The sequence below is a fragment of the Pseudomonas serboccidentalis genome, assembly GCF_028830055.1.
GTDB classification, from domain to species: Bacteria; Pseudomonadota; Gammaproteobacteria; order Pseudomonadales; family Pseudomonadaceae; genus Aquipseudomonas; species Aquipseudomonas serboccidentalis.
The window spans coordinates 5,279,583-5,297,735 of sequence record NZ_CP101655.1 but is presented as its reverse complement, the minus strand read 5'-3'; the positions used below and the strand labels follow the sequence as shown (position 1 = coordinate 5,297,735).

Genomic DNA, 18,153 nt, shown 5'->3' with positions numbered 1-18,153 from the left:
CAAGAGCAAGAACATGGCGACATAGCTGACACAGCAATCCCTGTAGGCGCTGCCGAAGGCTGCGATCTTTTGATCCGGCTTTTAGCGCCTGCAAAACAATAAGAAAAGTGAGTGGTGAACATGGAAGTACGCATCAAGCCGGCGGCGGTCGGCACCCTGTTGCTCGCAGTTTCCATCGCGCAAGCCAATGCGCAATACGTCGAATCCGGCCAACCCGGCGATCCGGCCAGTTGGCGCAGCGCCGAGTTCCAGCGCGACTGGGGTCTGGCGCGGATGCAGGCCGATCAGGCCTACGCCGCCGGGATCACCGGCAAGGGCGTGAAGATCGGCGCTCTCGATTCCGGCTTCGATGCCACCCACCCCGAGTTCGCCACCGAGCGTTATCACCCGGTACTGGCGTCCGGCAGCTATGTCGACGGTTCGCTGTTCAGCGTCAACGGCACCCTCAACCCCAACAACGACTCCCACGGCACCCACGTGGTCGGCACCATGGGCGCGAGCCGTGACGGCAATGGCATGCACGGCGTGGCATACAACGCGCAAATCTACGTCGGCAATACCAACAAGAACGACAGCTTCCTGTTTGGCCCCAAACCCGATCCGCGTTACTTCAAAGCGGTGTATGACGCTCTGGCTGACGCTGGCGTGCGCGCCATCAACAACAGTTGGGGCAGCCAGCCGCCGGATGTCAGCTATCGCACCCTGGCCGATCTGCACGCGGCCTATGCTCAGCACTGGAATCAGGGCACCTGGCTCGACGCCGCGGCGGACGTCTCGCGCCGCGGCGTGATCAACGTGTTCAGTGCTGGCAACAGCGGCTACCCGAACGCCAGCGTGCGTTCGGCGCTGCCGTATTTTCAGCCGGATCTCGAAGGCCACTGGCTGGCAGTGTCGGGGCTGGATCAAAGCAATCAGCAGAAGTACAACCAGTGCGGCATCGCCAAATACTGGTGCATCACCACGCCGGGGGCGAAGATCGACAGCACTATCCCGGGCGGCGGGTACGCGATCAAGTCCGGCACCTCGATGGCCGCACCGCACGCCACCGGGGCACTGGCGCTGGTGATGGAACGCTATCCGTACATGAACAATCAGCAGGCGCTCGAAGTGCTGCTGACCACCGCCACGCAACTCGACGGCTCGGTCACCGATGCACCGACCGAGCGGGTTGGCTGGGGCGTCGCCAACCTGAACCGGGCGATGCGCGGGCCGGGGCAATTGCTGGGGGCGTTCAATGCCAACCTGGCTGCCGGGCAAAGCGACGTCTGGAGCAATGACATCTCCGACAAGGCCTTGCTCCAGCGTCAGGGCGAAGACCTCGCCGAACACAGCGCCTGGCAGCAGACCTTGCAGGACAAAGGTTGGCAGAACGGCGTACCGGCCGGCGCCAGTCAGCAGGATCAGACCGATTACGCAGTGGGCATGGCCCGTGATGCCGCAGCGGCGACCCGGGTCTATCAGGGCAGCCTGATCAAATCCGGAGCAGGGCGCTTGCTGCTGACCGGCGACAACACCTTTCGCGGCCCGACCACGGTCAACGGCGGCTTGCTCAGCGTCAACGGTTCGCTGGCCTCGGCGGTGACCGTCAATGACAGCGGCACCCTGGGCGGCTCCGGGCGGATCGCTGCGCTGACAGCCAACAGCGGCGGCCGCGTGGCGCCGGGCAATTCCATAGGCACCTTGAATGTTGCCGGTGACGTGACCTTTGCGCAGGGTTCGACCTACGCGGTCGAGCTGTCGCCGACCAATAGCGACCGTATCGTCGCCGGCGGCACCGCAAGCATCAGCGGCGCCACCGTCAGCCTGTCGCTGGAAAACAGCCCGACCTTGCTCAGCACTACTGAAGCCCGCAGCCTGCTCGGCCACTCATACGACATTCTGCAAGCAGCCGGTGGCATTCAAGGCCAGTTCGGTGCGGTGTTGCCGGACTACCTGTTCATCGGTGGCAACCTCGACTACGCGGCCAACGCGATTCAGCTCGACATCCAGCGCAACGCAACCTCGTTCGCCAGCGTCGGGCAAACCCCGAATCAGCGCGCGGTGGCGGCGGCTGTCGAAGGCCTGGGCGCCGGTCATTCGGTGTACGAAAGCCTGCTGCTGTCGCCCTCGGCGGCCTCGGCGCAACAGGCGTTCCAGCAACTGAGCGGCGAAATCTACCCGGCGCTCGGCTCAATGCTGATCAATGACAGCCGCCAGTTGCGCGACGCGGTCGGCGAACGCCTGCACGATGCAAACGCCACGCACAGCAACGGCTGGATCAAGGCCCTCGGCGCCTGGGGTTCGACCGACTCCGGTCAGGACACGTCGCGCTACAGCACCTCGATCGGAGGTTTGCTGGCCGGCGTCGATGGCGCGCTGGACGAGCAGACCCGCATCGGTCTGGTCACCGGGTACAGCGACAGTTCGCTGAACATGGGCTCGGACACGCATTCGTCGGCCAAGGTCGACAGCTATCACCTCGGCGCCTACGCCGGTCACGACATCGGCGCCTGGCGCCTGAGCACCGGTGCGGCCTACAGCTGGCATCGCGCCGACGTCAAACGCGATCTGCAGTACGGTGATGTCAGCGCCAAACAGAAAACCAAGGTCGACGCGGCCACCACTCAGGTCTTCGGTGAAGCGGCTTATCGCCTGAACCTGCAACCGGTCGCGCTGGAGCCGTTCGCCAACCTCGCTTACGTGCATCTGGACACTGACGGCTTCACCGAAAAGGGCGACGCGGCGGCGCTGAAAAGCACCGGCGACCAGCGTGATGTGGTGCTCAGCACCCTTGGTGTACGGGCGGTCAAGCGGTTCAATTTGTCGGCCGGGCAGGCGCTGGACGTCAGCGGCCACCTCGGCTGGCAGCACAGCCTCAGCGACATCGACGCCGAACAGCATCTGCGTTTTGCCAGCGGCAGCACACCGTACTCGGTAGAGAGTTCGGCGCTGGTGCGCGATGCCGCGCTGGTGGGCGTACAAGCCAGCCTGGCGTTGAGCAAGGACGTGCGGGTCAACCTTGATTACAACGGGCAACTCGCCAACCGCGAGAAGAGCCATGGCGTGGGGCTGAGCCTGAACTGGCAGTTCTGACGGAGGGGGTACGCGCCCCCCTGTAGGAGCTGCCGCAGGCTGCGATCTTTTAAAAGCCAGATCAAAAGATCGCAGCCTGCGGCAGCTCCTACAGGTTCCGTGGGCACATACCAGTGGCGAGGGAGCTTGCTCCCGCTCGGCTGCGTAGCAGTCGCAAATCCGACAAACCGGGTTCGACTGGGAAAATGCAGGGGCCGCTTCGCGCCCCAGCGGGAGCAAGCTCCCTGGCCACAAAAAGCAGCATTCATGAGATTGAAGTAAACGGATTTTTCTCAACAACACTAAGGAAGGTCGCTGGATGAATAACAACAATACCCCCGCGCAAACGGGTGGTCGCTTCGCCATGAAAACCCTCAATTGCGCCGTACTCTGCGCGTTGACCACCTGGGGCACCGCGCACGCGGCGCCTTACGTGGAAAACGGCCGCACCGGCGATCCCGCCAGTTGGCGCAGTGCCGAGTTCCAGGCCGAGTGGGGCCTGGGCGCCATTGGCGCCGATCACGCTTACGCTGCCGGTTACACCGGTAAAGGCGTGAAACTGGGCATCTTTGACCAGCCGGTGTACGCCGCGCACCCGGAGTTCTCCGGCAGCAATAAAGTCGTGACCCTGGTCACCAGCGGGATCCGCGAATACACCGACCCGTACATCCCGGTCAAAGCCGGCGATGCGTTCCGCTATGACGGTTCGCCCTCGGTCGGTTCCGACGGCAAGCTCGGTGCCCACGGCACCCATGTCGGTGGTATCGCTGCCGGCAGCCGTGACGGCGGGCCGATGCACGGTGTGGCGTTCGGTGCGCAGATCATCAGCGCCGACAACGGCGACCCGGGCCCGGAAGACGGCATCGTCCGTGGCAACGACGGCGCGGTGTACAAGGCCGGTTGGGATGCGCTGATCGCCAGTGGCGCGCGGATCATCAACAACAGTTGGGGCATCGGCATCACTGACCGTTTCGACCTCGGTGGCCGCGACCCGGCGTATCCGCACTTCACGGTCAATGACGCGCAATTGCAGTTCAACGAAATTCGCACGTTGCTCGGCACCAAACCCGGCGGTGCCTACGACGGCGCCATTGCCGCCGCCCGCAGCGGCATCGTGACGATTTTCGCCGCCGGTAACGATTACAACCTGAACAACCCGGACGCCATCGCCGGCCTCGGTTACTTCGTGCCGGACATCGCGCCGAACTGGATCACCGTCGCCGCGTTGCAGAGGAACCCGGACCAGGCCAGCGCCAACCCGTACATCATGAGTACGTTCTCCTCGCGCTGCGGCTACACCGCGAGCTTCTGCGTCGCGGCACCGGGCACGCAGATCTATAGCTCGATCATCAGCGGCACCAACGCCGACAACCTGACCACCGGCTACAAAAATTACAACGGCACCTCGATGGCCGCGCCGCACGTGGCCGGCTCGATGGCGGTGTTGATGGAGCGCTTCCCGTACATGACTGGCGATCAGGTCGCCACGGTGTTGCGCACCACCGCCACCGACCTCGGCGCACCGGGCATCGACGCCTTGTACGGCTGGGGCATGATCAACCTGCGCAAGGGCATTGATGGCCCGGCGATGTTCGTCACCGAGCAGGACATTCCCGAAGAGTTCCGCATTCAGGGTGCCTACGGTTCGGGCCAGTTTGTCGCAGATTTGCCGGGCATCGGCGCGATCATCGACAAGGGCAAACCGACCGAGCGCGTGTGCAACGACATCACTTGCGGCCTCGACACCTGGCGCAACGACATTTCCGGTCACGGCGGCCTGACCAAACAGGGCATCGGCACGCTGGTGATGACCGGCAACAACACCTACAGCGGCCCGACCCTGGTCAATCAGGGACGTCTGGCAATCAACGGTTCGTTGGCATCGGCAGTCACGGTCAACGACAGCGGCATCCTCGGCGGTAACGGCCGCATCGGCGCACTGACCGCGAAAAGCGGCGGTACCGTCGCGCCGGGCAACTCCATTGGCACGCTGAACGTGGCCGGTGACGTGACCTTCGAGCGCGGTTCGACCTACGCGGTGGAAGTGTCGCCAACCAGCAGCGACAAGATCGTGGCCGGTGGCACAGCGCTGATTGATGGCGCCACCGTCAGCCTCTCACTGGAAAACAGCCCGACCTTGCTCAGCACCACGCAAGTGAAAAGCCTGCTCGGCACTCAGTTCAACATCCTGCAAGCGGCCGGTGGCATTCAAGGCCAGTTCGGCCAGGTGCTGCCGAACTACGCGTTCCTTGGCGGCACCCTGGCGTACTCGGCCAACGGTGTGCAACTGGACGTGGGGCGCAATGGCGCGTCGTTCGCCAGTGTCGGCCTGACGCCGAACCAGCGTGCGGTCGGTGCGGCTGCCGAGCGTCTGGGCGCGGGCAACGCGCTGTTCGAAACCCTGCTGCTGTCGCCGAATACAGCCTCGGCGCAACAGGCGTTCCAGCAACTGTCCGGGGAAATTCACCCGGCGATTGGCACGCTGCTGATCAACGACAGCCGTTATCTGCGAGAAGCGGTGGGCGAGCGTCTGCGCGAGCGCGATCTGTTCAATGCCGACGCACCGACCGACGATCGCAGCAACGCCTGGGTCAAGGTGTTGGGTTCGTGGGGCAAGAGCGATGGCGGGCATGAGAACGCCGACGCCAACAGCTCCATCGGCGGTCTGCTGGCCGGGGTCGACGGCTTGATTGCTGAAGATACCCGTCTGGGTTTCGTTACCGGTTATAGCGACAGTTCGTTGAACATGGGCGGCGGCACGCATTCGTCGGCCTCGGTCGACAGCTACCACCTGGGTGCGTACCTGGGGCATCAGATCGATGCACTGCGCCTGACCGCAGGCGCGGCTTATAGCTGGCATCGCGTGGACGTGAAACGGGATCTGCAGTTCGGCGGCGTCAGTGCCAAGGAGAAAACCAAGCACGATGCGGCGACGACTCAAGTGTTCACCGAAGCGGCTTACGATCTGCGCCTGCATCCGATGAATCTGGAGCCGTTCGCCAATCTGTCGTACGTGCACCTGAACACCGAAAGTTTCACCGAGAAGGGTGATGCAGCGGCGCTCAAGGGCGGTGAAGATAACCGCGATGTGGTGCTGTCGACCCTTGGCGTCCGCGCCAAGCGCACCTTCGCGCTGTCGGACAAACATCAGCTGGAACTGGGGGCAACCCTCGGCTGGCAGCACAACCTGAGCAGCGTCGATGCTGACAGCCACCTGGCGTTCGCCAATGGCAACAGCGCCTTCACCGTGCAGAGTGTGTCAATGGATCGTGATGCGGCAGTGGTCGGTGTGCGTGCCGGGCTGGCGCTCAATCGCGATGTCCGGGTCAACCTGGATTACAACGGACTGATCGGTAACAACGAGAAGGACCACGGCGTGGGTCTGACCCTCGACTGGCAGTTCTAAAAGCGTACCGGCAGCCCCTCGTGGGGCTGCCGGTTTGAAGGAAGAGAGGGCACAACATGGGATTGTTCGATTATAAAAATGCCGATGGCAAAGCGTTGTACAGCGACGCCATCGCGCTGACGCTGTATGCCTACACCCCGACAGGCCTGCCTTTGCCGGCCACTGCCTGGAAGCCGGTCACCGCGACGGCGCTGGGTTATCAGGGCAAGGTCGGGGCGCAAGGCACGTTCTTCGGTGAGAAGGACGGTTTTACCAGCGCCGAAGCCGAAGTGCTCGGCAGATACGACGCGGCCGGCAAGTTGATCGGTATCGGCGTGGCCTTTCGGGGCACCGGCGGGCTGGGTTACAGCGACACCTTCGGCGACATGAAGAACAATCTGCTGGCCGCCGTCGGGCCGTCGGATTACGCCAGCAACTACGCGAAGAACGCCTTCGACAACCTGCTCAAGGCCGTCGCCGCGTTCGCCATTGCCAACGGCATCGCGGCCAAGGACGTGTTGTTCAGCGGCCACAGCCTGGGCGGTCTCGGGGTCAACAGCGTGGCCGAGTTGAGTGGCAGCAACTGGGGCGGGTTCTTCAAGGACGCCAACTACATTGCGTTCGCTTCGCCGACCCAGAGCAGCACCGGCAACAACGTGCTGAACATCGGTTACGAAAACGATCCGGTGTTCCGCGCCCTGGACGGCACCACGTTCAGCAGTGGGTCGCTGGGCAAACACGACGGGCCGCATGAGTCGACCACCGACAACATCGTCAACTTCAACGACAACTACGCATCCACGGCGCAAAACCTGGTGCCGTTCAGCATCGCCAATCCACTGAACTGGTCGGCCCATGGCTCGCTGGGGTATGCCGATGGCTTGAACCGGGTGATCGACTCAACGTTCTACCCTCTGACGCACAAGGACTCGACGATCATCGTCTCCAACCTGGAAGAGGCGTCCCGGGGCAAGACCTGGGTCGAGGATCTGGGGCGCAGCGGCGAGCCGCACACCGGCAGCACCTTCATCATTGGCACCCAGAGCAGCGACTGGCTCAAGGGCGGGGCGGGCAACGACTTCCTCGAAGGGCTGGGCGGCGATGATCGTTTCCGCGATGACGGTGGCTTCAACATCCTCCTCGGCGGTCAGGGCCACAACACCTTCGAGCTGCAGAAGCCGCTGCAGAACTTCAGCTTCGCCAACGACGGTGACGGCACGCTGTACGTGCGCGACGCCTACGGCGGCATCAGCATGACCCGCGACATCGGCGCGCTGGTGAGCAAGGAGTCGGGTTCGTGGTGGGGCAGCAAGGAGATCACCTGGGGCGTCACCGCCAAGGGGCTGAGCAATGGCAGCGAACTGACCCAGTACACCCATTCGCTCAACGGCGATGCGTACGGCAATGCGCTGCACGCCAGCGCCGACGGTGACTGGCTGTTCGGCCTGGGCGGCGATGACAAGCTGCTCAGCGACAAGGGCCACGTGACCTTCGTCGGTGGCGCCGGCAACGACATGATGACGGCAGTGGGTGGCAACAACACCTTCCTGTTCAGTGGCGCGTTCGGATTCGACGCGATCAATGGCTATCAGGGCAGCGACAAACTGGTGTTCATGGGCGTCGAAGGCGCGGGGCAGGGCTACGACTACAAACAGCATGCGGCGCAGTCAGGGGCCGATACCGTGCTGAAGATTGGCGAATATGCCGTGACCCTGGTGGGGGTGGGAGTGGCTAACCTGTCGGACTCGTCTTTCGTGTTCGCGTAAGCACTCGTCCTGTAGGAGCTGTCGAGTGACACGAGGCTGCGATCTTTTGATCTTGCTTTGAAGAGCAAAGTCAAAAGATCGCAGCCTTCGGCAGCTCCTACAGGGGCTGTGTGCAAGTAGTACTGAAATGCTCCGGGGCGTGCCCGCGAGGGGCGCCCTGGCTGTGAGCTATCTCTGACAATTCCAACAAAAGAGAGGCAATAGCAATGGGTGTGTATGACTACAAGAACTTCGGCACAGCCGATTCCAAGGCGTTGTTCAGCGATGCCATGGCGATCACGCTGTATTCCTACCACAACCTCGATAACGGCTTTGCGGCCGGTTATCAGCACAACGGCTTCGGCCTCGGCCTGCCCGCCACGCTGGTCACGGCGTTGCTTGGCGGCACCGATTCCCAAGGGGTGATTCCCGGCATCCCGTGGAACCCCGATTCGGAAAAACTCGCCCTGGAAGCCGTGAAAAACGCCGGCTGGACACCGATCACCGCCTCGCAACTGGGTTACGACGGCAAGACCGATGCCCGCGGCACCTTCTTCGGCGAGAAGGCCGGTTACACCACCGCTCAGGTCGAAATCCTCGGCAAGTACGACGCTCAGGGCCATCTCACGGAAATCGGCATCGCCTTTCGCGGCACCAGCGGCCCGCGGGAAAACCTGATCCTCGACTCCATCGGCGACGTGATCAACGACTTGCTGGCGGCCTTCGGCCCCAAGGATTACGCCAAGAACTACGCCGGCGAAGCGTTCGGCAATCTGCTCAATGATGTGGTGGCGTTCGCCCAGGCCAACGGCCTCACCGGCAAGGACGTTCTCGTCAGCGGCCACAGCCTCGGCGGCCTGGCGGTCAACAGCATGGCTGACCTGAGTGGCGGCAAATGGGGCGGGTTCTTCGCTGACTCCAACTACATCGCCTACGCCTCGCCCACCCAGAGCAGCACCGACAAGGTGCTCAATGTCGGTTACGAAAACGATCCGGTGTTCCGCGCCCTCGACGGCTCGGCCTTCACCGGCGCCTCGGTCGGCGTGCATGACGCGCCCAAGGAGTCGGCCACCGACAACATCGTCAGCTTCAACGATCACTACGCCTCGACCGCGTGGAATCTGCTGCCATTCTCCATCCTCAACATTCCGACCTGGATCTCGCACCTGCCGACCGCATACGGCGACGGCATGAACCGCATCATCGAGTCGAAGTTCTACGACCTGACCAGCAAGGACTCGACGATCATCGTCGCCAACCTGTCGGACCCGGCGCGGGCCAACACCTGGGTGCAGGACCTCAACCGCAACGCCGAAACCCACAAGGGCAGCACTTTCATCATCGGTAGCGACAGCAATGACCTGATCCAGGGCGGCAGCGGCAACGACTACCTCGAAGGGCGCGCCGGCAACGACACCTTCCGCGACGCTGGCGGCTACAACGTCGTCCTCGGTGGCGCCGGCAGCAACACCCTCGACTTGCAGCAATCGGTGAACAAGTTCGACTTCGCCAACGACGGCGCCGGCAACCTGTACATCCGCGACGCCAATGGCGGGATCAGCATCACCCGCGACATCGGCAGCATCGTCACCAAGGAGCCGGGCTTCCTCTGGGGCCTGTTCAAGGACGACGTGACCCACAGCGTGACGGCCAGCGGCCTGAAGGTCGGTAATAACGTCACTCAGTACGAGTCCAGCGTCAAAGGCACCAGCGGCGCCGACACGCTCAAGGCGCATGCCGGCGGCGACTGGCTGTTCGGGCTGGACGGCAGCGACCACTTGATCGGCGGCATTGGCAACGACGTGTTTGTCGGTGGCGCCGGCAATGACCTGATGGAGTCGGGGGGCGGGGCGGATACGTTCCTGTTCAACGGCGCGTTCGGTCAGGACCGGGTGGTGGGTTACACCGCCAACGACAAACTGGTGTTCCTCGGTGTGCAGGGCGTGTTGCCCACCGACGACTTCCGCGCGCATGCCGCGACGGTGGGACAGGACACGGTGCTGACGTTTGGCAATGACTCGGTGACGCTGGTGGGGGTGGCGCTCAATAACCTGAGTGCCGATGGCGTTGTGATCGCCTGATGCATCAATAACCTGTGGCGAGGGAGCTTGCTCCCGATTGAGTGCGTAGCGCTCATTAAAGTTTTTCAGGGCCGCTCCGCGCCCCAGCGGGAGCAAGCTCCCTCGCCACAACTCGGTATCAAAAGTGACTCGACAGCCACACCCTGACTCAAAAGCTCTGCAAACAGCAAAAGCGGCCTAAAGCCAGTACGTGCACACACGTTCTATAGCTAGCCGCCATTGAGTACAGGAGATGCACACGTGAGAAGGGTCAAGGGGTATATCGGGATTGTCGGACTGGCGCTGTTATCGGCCAATGCCTGGGCCGATCTGCCGCCAACCTCGATTCTGAGCCGTTACGGAGTCAGCACCGATCAACTGCCGAAACCGGCGAAGACCGAAGTGGCCGAGCCGGTCGAAGAGAAAAGCCTGTTTCAGATCCAGCCCGAACAGCCGTTCGTGACCCTGCGCCTGGGTGACGGCAAACAGCCGCAAACCACCGGCAACCTGAGCATCGACCGCATGGCCCAACAGGATCTGGAGCGCTGCCGACGTCTGCAAGCAGAACTGGCGCACCGGGGGGGCCAGTACTTCAGATGCGATAACAGCATGCCGGGCATGCCTGCTTTCGAGTAACACCCAGCACGTTGACTGACCTCTGTAGGAGCTGCCGCAGGCTGCGATCTTTTGATCTTGTTTTATAAAATCAAAGTCAAAAGATCGCAGCCTGCGGCAGCTCCTACAAGTACAGCGGAGTGTCAGTCTTCTTTGCGTACAGTCGCGACCTCATCGGCGCGGACTTTCACCTTGGCTCCGGAAATATCCTCGAACTCATAGAAACCGTCCTTGGTCTTGGTTTTCGGCATGTCCTTGGTCAAATACTGGGTGCCGTTCTGCAAGGTCACCACGGTCGGCGTCGAACAACCGCCCAATGCCAGCAGGGCCGCTACCGCCAGGGGAAGACCCAGAGTCTTGATGTTCATACCCACCTCAAATACCTCATTGCATATGAATTGACCGTATTCGGTCTCTAACGCGGTTGGTGCCATTGAGCCGGGAAAAGTTCGATGGCACCCTGAAAAAATCTAGATTGCCGCTGCCATTGATCTTTTTCCGTTTGCATGCGACCGGGCAGAGCTGCTATCTGTACGCATAACCAGTATTCGCTCGCCATGGCCCAGAATTCCCGTGACTGCCAACCCCCTCGACGATCCGTTCTATTACCTCAACAACTTCCGGCAAGTGCTTGATTGGCTTGAGCTTCGCTATGCCGATGTGATGAGTGAATCCGAGCACGGGTTTATCCGCGACTTCAAGGCCTTGCCCTGCGCCTCTCAAGGGTTGTTGGTGCGCATGGTCATGCGCAAGGGCGTGCATTTTCGCCTCGGCAAACTCAACTATGCGGAAATCGGTGACATCAGCGACGCCGCGCAACCGTTGCTGAGTCACGGCTGGCTCGACGATCAGGCACGGTTGACGGTGGCCGAGGTGTTCGACGTGTTGCTCAAGGCCGAACTGTTGCAGGCGTTTGGCGGCTTTATCGAGCAACCCAAGGGCCGCAAGGACGACTGGCTGCCAGCGCTGGCCGAGCAGTTCAGCGAATCGCGCAGCCTGTCCGAGTGGGCGCCCACGCTCGCCGACCGTTTGTTCAGCCTGACCATCATGGACCTTTGCGACCGCCTGCGCCTGATGTTCTTCGGCAACCTGTATCAGGACTGGTCGGAATTCGTGCTCGCCGACCTCGGGATCTTTATCTACGAAAAAGTCGAACTCTGCGCCGACTCCCGTGGCCTGCGCAGCCGTGAAGACGTCGACGCCTGCCTGTTCCTGCATCACTGCCAGCTGCGCTTCGAGGCCGGTGAACCTCTGGAAACCATCGTCGAACAGCTCAGCGCGCTGCAGTTTGCCAACCCGTGGCTGCAACGGCGGCGCGGCAAGGTCCTGTTCCAGATCGGCCAGTATTGCGAGCGCCTCAGCGAGTTTGCCCTGGCCCTGAACATTTACCGCGAGTGCGCGTACCCCGGTGCCCGACAGCGGATGATCCGCGTGCTGGAGCGCTGCGCCGAATACGCACTGGCGCTGGAACTCGCCACGCTGGCCGAACAGGCGCCGGAAAGCGCCGCCGAACAGCAGAGCCTGCAAAGGATGCTGCCGCGACTGCGGCGCAAACTCGGCGGGCCGCCGCTCAAACGTGCAGCGCCACGACCGGTCGAGCGCCTCGATCTGCAATTGCCGCGCACCGACCCGGCACTGTCGGTGGAGTGCTACGTGCAGGCGCATCTGCACGAAGACGCCGGCCCGGTGCACTACGTGGAAAACAGCCTGATCAACTCGCTGTTTGGCCTGTTGTGCTGGCCGGCGATTTTCGCGCCGCTGCCGGGGGCGTTCTTTCACCCGTTTCAACGCGGGCCGGTGGACCTGCTCAATGAAGACTTCCAGCAGCGCCGCGCCGATTTGTTCCGGGCGTGTCTCGACCAACTCGACGATGGCCGTTATGCCGCGACCATTCGTGAGCGGTTCGTGGCCAAATGGGGCGTGCAGTCGCCGTTCGTGTTCTGGGGCGCGTTGAATCAGGAGCTGCTTGAACAAGCGCTGGCCTGTCTGCCGGCCGAACACCTCAAGCACTGGTTCAATCGCTTGCTGCTCGACATCAAGGCCAACCGCACCGGCATGCCGGACCTGATCCAGTTCTGGCCGCAGCACAAGACCTATCGGATGATCGAAGTCAAAGGCCCCGGTGACCGCTTGCAGGACAATCAACTGCGCTGGCTGGAGTTCTGCCACGAACACCAGATGCCGGTCGCCGTGTGTTACGTGCAATGGGCGGAGCAGAGCGCTTGAGCTACAGCATTGCGGTGCGCGCGCTGTGTGAGTTCACCGCCAAGACCGGCGACCTCGACCTGCGATTTACCCCCTCGCCGACAGCGCTCGAAGGCATGCTCGGGCACCGTACCGTGGCCTCGCGGCGCAGCGACAAGTACCAGAGCGAAGTGGCGCTGGAAGGCGAGTTTCTGCAACTGAAGGTCAAGGGCAGGGCGGATGGCTACGACCCGGCGCAAAACTGCCTGGAAGAAGTCAAAACCTATCGCGGCGATCTGAGCAAGCAGCCGACCAACCATCGCCAGTTGCACTGGGCGCAGGCGAAAATCTACGGCTGGCTGATGTGCCGCAAGCTGGCCCTTGAGCAGATCAATCTGGCGCTGGTGTATTTCGACATCGTCAGCGAGAAGGAAACCTGCCTGGTCGAAGCCTTCAGCGCGTCAGTCTTGCAGGGCTTTTTCGAGGAGCAGTGCCGATTGTTCCTGGCTTGGGCCGAGCAGGAAATGGCTCATCGCGAGGCGCGTAATCGGGCAGCGCAGACGTTGGTCTTTCCCCACGCGGACTTTCGCCCCGGCCAGCGGCATCTGGCTGAATCGGTGTTCAAGGCAGTCAGCACTGGCCGCTGCCTGATGGCCCAGGCACCCACCGGCATCGGCAAGACCCTCGGCACGCTGTTCCCGATGCTCAAGGCCCTGGCGCCGCAGCAACTGGACAAGGTGTTCTTCCTGACCGCCAAGACCCCGGGGCGCAAACTGGCGCTGGATGCCAGTCAGGTGTTGTTCGATCAGTGTGAAGGCTTGCCGTTGCGGGTGCTGGAGATGGTCGCCCGGGACAAGGCTTGCGAACACCCGGACAAGGCCTGTCACGGCGAGTCCTGCCCGTTGGCCCAAGGGTTCTATGATCGCCTGCCCGACGCCCGGGAAGCGGCCAGCCGGATCAATCTGCTCGATCAGGCGGCGATGCGCGAAGTCGCCCTTCAGCATACGGTTTGCCCGTACTACCTGAGCCAGGAAATGGCCCGTTGGGCTGACGTGGTGGTGGCGGACTACAACTATTACTTCGATTTCAGCGCGCTGCTGTTCGGCCTCGCCCAGCTCAATCAGTGGAAAGTCGCGGTCCTGGCCGATGAAGCGCACAACCTGGTCGAACGCGGGCGGTCGATGTACAGCGCCAGTCTCGATCAGGCAGCCCTGGCCGGCGTGCGCAAGTCGGCCCCCGAAGCGCTGAAGAAATCCCTGCAACGGCTCAACCGTGAATGGAACGCGTTGCATCAGCCACAACTGGCGCCGTATCAGGCCTACGACAAGGCGCCGGAAAAACTGCTGCAAGCGGTGTCCCTGTGCAGCGCGGCCATCGGCGATTACCTCAATGATCATCCGCAGGGGCTCGACAGCGCCCTGCAGACCTTCTATTTCGACATGCTGCAGTTCGGCCGGGTGGCGGAGCTGTTCGACGAGCATTTCCTGTTCGACATCAGCAAGCGCGACCTCGACCGCAAACGGCCGCTGTCGCAATTGTGCCTGCGCAATGTGGTGCCGGCCGCGTTCATCGGCCCACGCCTGAAAGCGGCACGCAGCAGCGTGCTGTTCTCGGCGACGCTGAGCCCGCGACACTATTACGCCGATTTGCTGGGCACGCCTGCCGACACGGTATGGATCGACGTGGAATCGCCGTTCAGTGCCGAGCAATTGCAGGTGCAGATCGTCAGCCGGATTTCCACGCGCTTCAATCACCGTCAGGCGTCGCTGGAGCCGATCGTCGAGCTGATCGCCCGCCAGTTCAGTGACCGCCCGGGCAATTACCTGGCGTTTTTCAGCAGCTTCGATTACCTGCAACAGGTGCTGACACTGCTCGCCCAACGGCATCCGCACATCAACCTGTGGCAGCAGTCCCGGGGCATGGCGGAAGGGCAGCGGCAGGCATTTCTCGACCAGTTCACCGCCGAGAGCCAGGGCGTCGGCTTCGCTGTGCTGGGCGGTGCGTTCGGCGAGGGGATCGACCTGCCGGGAGCGCGTCTGATCGGAGCGTTCATTGCCACGTTGGGGCTGGCCCAGCTCAACCCGGTCAACGAACAGTTGAAACGCCGCATGGCGGCGATTTTCGGTGCCGGCTACGACTACACCTATCTGTATCCGGGCGTACAGAAAGTGGTGCAGGCCGCCGGACGGGTGATCCGCACGCGACAGGATCGCGGCGTGGTGATGCTGATCGATGACCGGTTTGCCGAGCCGCGCGTCCAGCAACTGTTGCCACGCTGGTGGTCCCTCGGCGCAGGCGAAAAACCAACGATCCCGGCAGGATGAAGCGCCAGCTTCTGCCGCTGCCATCGCGCGAGGCGAAAAACGTTCAACAGGCCGAGCAGATTCCTGCATTTGTTTACAACGCCTTGCTCTCACGCATTGTCAAAGGACTAAATCGCTGAGTGCCGGACTCGTGGCCTTTCGATTGAAGCGCGTTTGCATCTTCCCAAGGCGCCGGTTTTCCGCATACTTGGGCTAACAAAAACCAGCGGTGAACCTGATGAGTGATAACCCGAGCAAAACCGCCGCGATCGAGGAGATGCGTTTTCGTCTGCTGATCGATGCGGTGGTCGATTATGCGATTTACATGATCGACCCGGACGGCATCATCACCAGTTGGAACTCCGGCGCCAAACGCTTCAAGGGCTACGAGAAAGAAGAGATTCTCGGTGAGCATTTCTCGCGCTTCTACACCGCGCAGGACCGCGCTGCGGGTTTGCCGCAACGTGCGCTGGACACGGCGATCCGCGAAGGGCGGTTCGAAGGCGAAGGCTGGCGGGTGCGCAAGGACGGTACGCATTTCTGGTCGCACGTGGTGATCGATCCGATCATCGATCCGGACGGCACGCTGCTGGGCTTTGCCAAGATCACCCGCGACCTGACCGACCGCAAGATGGCTGAAGAGACCCTCAAGCAAAGCGAGCAGCAGTTCCGCCTGCTGGTGCAGGGGGTGACCGACTACGCCCTGTACATGCTTAGCCCCGATGGCCGGGTGTCCAACTGGAACCAGGGTGCACAGCGGATCAAGGGCTATCGGCCGGAAGAAATCATCGGCGAGCATTTTTCGATTTTTTACACCGCTGAAGACCGTGAGCGCGGCGAGCCGCAACGGGCACTGGAGACCGCGGCGCGGGAAGGACGTTTCGAAAACAAAAGCTGGCGGGTGCGCAAGGATGGCAGCCGGTTTTTCGCCCATGTGGTGGTCGATGCCATTCGCGGCGAAACCGGGACGTTGCTCGGTTTCGCTAAAATTACTCGCGATGTGACAGAGGTCCATCAGTCGCAGCAGGCACTGGAAAAAACCCGGGAAGCATTGTTTCAGGCGCAGAAGATGCAGGCCATCGGCCAACTCAGCGGCGGCATCGCCCATGACTTCAACAACCTGCTGACCGTGATCCTCGGCAACCTTGAGATCGTGCGCAAGCGCGTCGGTGACGACCCGAAAATCAACCGTCTGCTGGAAAACGCCACCCAGGGTGCGTTGCGCGGCGTGTCACTGACCCAGCGCATGCTGGCCTTTGCCCGCCGTCAGGAACTCAAGACCGAGCCGGTCGATATCGCAAAACTGGTGCAAGGCATTACCGGCCTGTTGCGCAGTTCACTGGGGCCGGGGATCAGAATCGAAACCTGCCTGCCCGAAGGGCTGGAGCGGGTGCTGGCGGATACCAACCAGCTCGAACTGGCGGTGCTCAATCTGGCGACCAATGCCCGGGACGCCATGCCCGATGGCGGCAGCGTGGTGATCACGGCGCGGCCGGAAGTGATCCTCGAACAAAGTCATTCAAACCTGGCGGCGGGGCGTTATGTCTGCCTGAGTCTGCGCGACACCGGCGAAGGCATGGACGAGCACACGCTGGCGTCGGCCCGGGATCCATTTTTCACCACCAAGGGCCTGGGCAAGGGCACCGGGCTGGGGTTGTCGATGGTGCATGGATTCATCGAGCAACTGGGGGGCCGCTTTATTCTCAAGAGCCAGAAGGGCCATGGCACGGAGGCGGAGCTGTGGTTACCGGTCGCGGCGGACGGTGTGAAGACGCCATCGGTGTACCCGACCGCGGAACCGGTTACGGTGCCACGGCTCAGCGTGTTGGTGGTGGACGACGATTCGCTGGTATTGACCAGCACCACGTTGCTGCTCGAAGACCTCGGGCATCGCGTGGTCAGTGCCACCTCCGGTACCAGCGCGCTGGCGCTGTTCGATCAGGGCGAAGTCATCGACCTGATGATCACCGACATGGCCATGCCGCAGATGAGCGGCGCGCAACTGGCCCACGCGGTGCGACTGCTCAAACCGGACCTGCCGATCATTCTGGCGACCGGGTACGCCGAACGCCTGGAAGGCTTTGCCGCTCAGTTGCCGCGCCTGCCCAAACCGTTCACTCAGCTTAATCTGGTGGAAATCATCGCTCAGTCGATGAAGTGACCGGGCGATACATCCGGCTGAACTAGTGCGCGACGGGGTGCTTCTAAACACTTTCCCTGTCCCGGAGCGTGTGTCCCTTGCCTCGCATACTGACCCAGCCTACTGCCGAAGAAGTGCTGACCGAACACAACGCGAAAATGTTCGGTTCGCCCAAGGAACGGCTGGATTTCTATCGCAAGGAAATCCAGTACGAAACCAGCATCCTCGCCAACCGCACCGACGCCTATCTGGCGGCGCAGTCGTTTCTGGTGATTGCCTTTGCCTCGTGCATGGCCAACCTCAACCCCGAGTGGGGAAAGCTGTTCACCCTGGTGGTGCCGCCGTTTCTGGCGCTGCTCGGGCTGCTCAGCTCGCTCAACGCCTGGCCGGGCATTCGCGCGGCCTACGACATCATCGATCACTGGCACTACAAGCAAAGCGAGTTGCTGCACAGCGAACCGATCATGGGCCTGGCCTACGACGAATCGCCGCTGTTCAGTGAAATGGAGTCGAGCCACAAGGGCTACCGCAAGTCGTTGCTGTTTTCGGTGCGCACGCCTTGGATTTTTGCCACGTTCTGGATTCTGCTGGGGGCTTATGCGGTGTTCATTCAAGTGACCAACCCCTGAGACTGATCAACGCGCAAAGAAAAAGCCCGGACTTCGCCGCC

The 18,153-nt window shown here is 62.2% G+C and carries 11 protein-coding genes; 10 read left to right on the top strand and 1 reads right to left on the bottom strand.

Going from position 1 to position 18,153, the window contains the following annotated elements:
* Window positions 1-120: 120 nt before the first annotated feature.
* The 5 genes from eprS to NN484_RS24140 all read left to right on the top strand — a co-directional run bounded on the left by eprS (window position 121) and on the right by NN484_RS24140 (window position 10,877).
* Window positions 121-3,072, top strand: a complete 2,952-nt coding sequence (gene eprS, locus NN484_RS24160) for an autotransporter serine peptidase EprS (RefSeq protein WP_274658097.1) — start codon at window positions 121-123, stop codon at window positions 3,070-3,072.
* 298 nt (window positions 3,073-3,370) lie between these two features.
* Complete coding sequence (locus tag NN484_RS24155) at window positions 3,371-6,457, top strand: autotransporter domain-containing protein (RefSeq protein ID WP_425518795.1); 3,087 nt, start codon at window positions 3,371-3,373, stop codon at window positions 6,455-6,457.
* Window positions 6,458-6,513: 56 nt separating this feature from the next.
* The gene (locus NN484_RS24150; RefSeq protein WP_127647514.1) at window positions 6,514-8,202 is read left to right on the top strand and encodes a polyurethane esterase; all 1,689 of its coding nucleotides are present in this window, start codon (window positions 6,514-6,516) and stop codon (window positions 8,200-8,202) included.
* A 206-nt stretch (window positions 8,203-8,408) separates the two neighbouring features.
* Window positions 8,409-10,262 (top strand): polyurethane esterase, encoded by a 1,854-nt coding sequence (locus NN484_RS24145; RefSeq protein ID WP_274658096.1) that lies wholly within the window; start codon window positions 8,409-8,411, stop codon window positions 10,260-10,262.
* Between the two features lie 240 nt (window positions 10,263-10,502).
* Window positions 10,503-10,877: a hypothetical protein gene (locus tag NN484_RS24140; protein ID WP_274658095.1), complete on the top strand. Its 375-nt coding sequence runs from the start codon at window positions 10,503-10,505 to the stop codon at window positions 10,875-10,877.
* A 122-nt stretch (window positions 10,878-10,999) separates the two neighbouring features.
* Here NN484_RS24140 and NN484_RS24135 read toward each other — a convergent pair whose 3' ends face one another.
* On the bottom strand, window positions 11,000-11,224 hold the full coding sequence (locus tag NN484_RS24135) for a YgdI/YgdR family lipoprotein (RefSeq protein ID WP_127647508.1): 225 nt from the start codon (window positions 11,222-11,224) through the stop codon (window positions 11,000-11,002).
* A 205-nt stretch (window positions 11,225-11,429) separates the two neighbouring features.
* Here NN484_RS24135 and NN484_RS24130 point away from each other — a divergent pair, with 205 nt between their 5' ends.
* The 5 genes from NN484_RS24130 (at window position 11,430) to NN484_RS24110 (ending at window position 18,112) form a co-directional block, all read left to right on the top strand.
* Window positions 11,430-13,082 (top strand): VRR-NUC domain-containing protein, encoded by a 1,653-nt coding sequence (locus tag NN484_RS24130; RefSeq protein WP_274658094.1) that lies wholly within the window; start codon window positions 11,430-11,432, stop codon window positions 13,080-13,082.
* On the top strand, window positions 13,079-15,364 hold the full coding sequence (locus tag NN484_RS24125) for an ATP-dependent DNA helicase (protein ID WP_274658093.1): 2,286 nt from the start codon (window positions 13,079-13,081) through the stop codon (window positions 15,362-15,364). Before NN484_RS24130 ends, NN484_RS24125 begins: the two co-directional genes overlap by 4 nt.
* Window positions 15,361-15,483: a hypothetical protein gene (locus tag NN484_RS24120; protein WP_274658092.1), complete on the top strand. Its 123-nt coding sequence runs from the start codon at window positions 15,361-15,363 to the stop codon at window positions 15,481-15,483. Before NN484_RS24125 ends, NN484_RS24120 begins: the two co-directional genes overlap by 4 nt.
* A 98-nt stretch (window positions 15,484-15,581) precedes the next feature.
* Window positions 15,582-17,504, top strand: coding sequence for a hybrid sensor histidine kinase/response regulator (locus tag NN484_RS24115; RefSeq protein ID WP_127647504.1), 1,923 nt, complete (start codon window positions 15,582-15,584; stop codon window positions 17,502-17,504).
* Between the two features lie 77 nt (window positions 17,505-17,581).
* Window positions 17,582-18,112, top strand: a complete 531-nt coding sequence (locus NN484_RS24110; protein ID WP_127647502.1) for a hypothetical protein — start codon at window positions 17,582-17,584, stop codon at window positions 18,110-18,112.
* Window positions 18,113-18,153 lie beyond the last annotated feature (41 nt).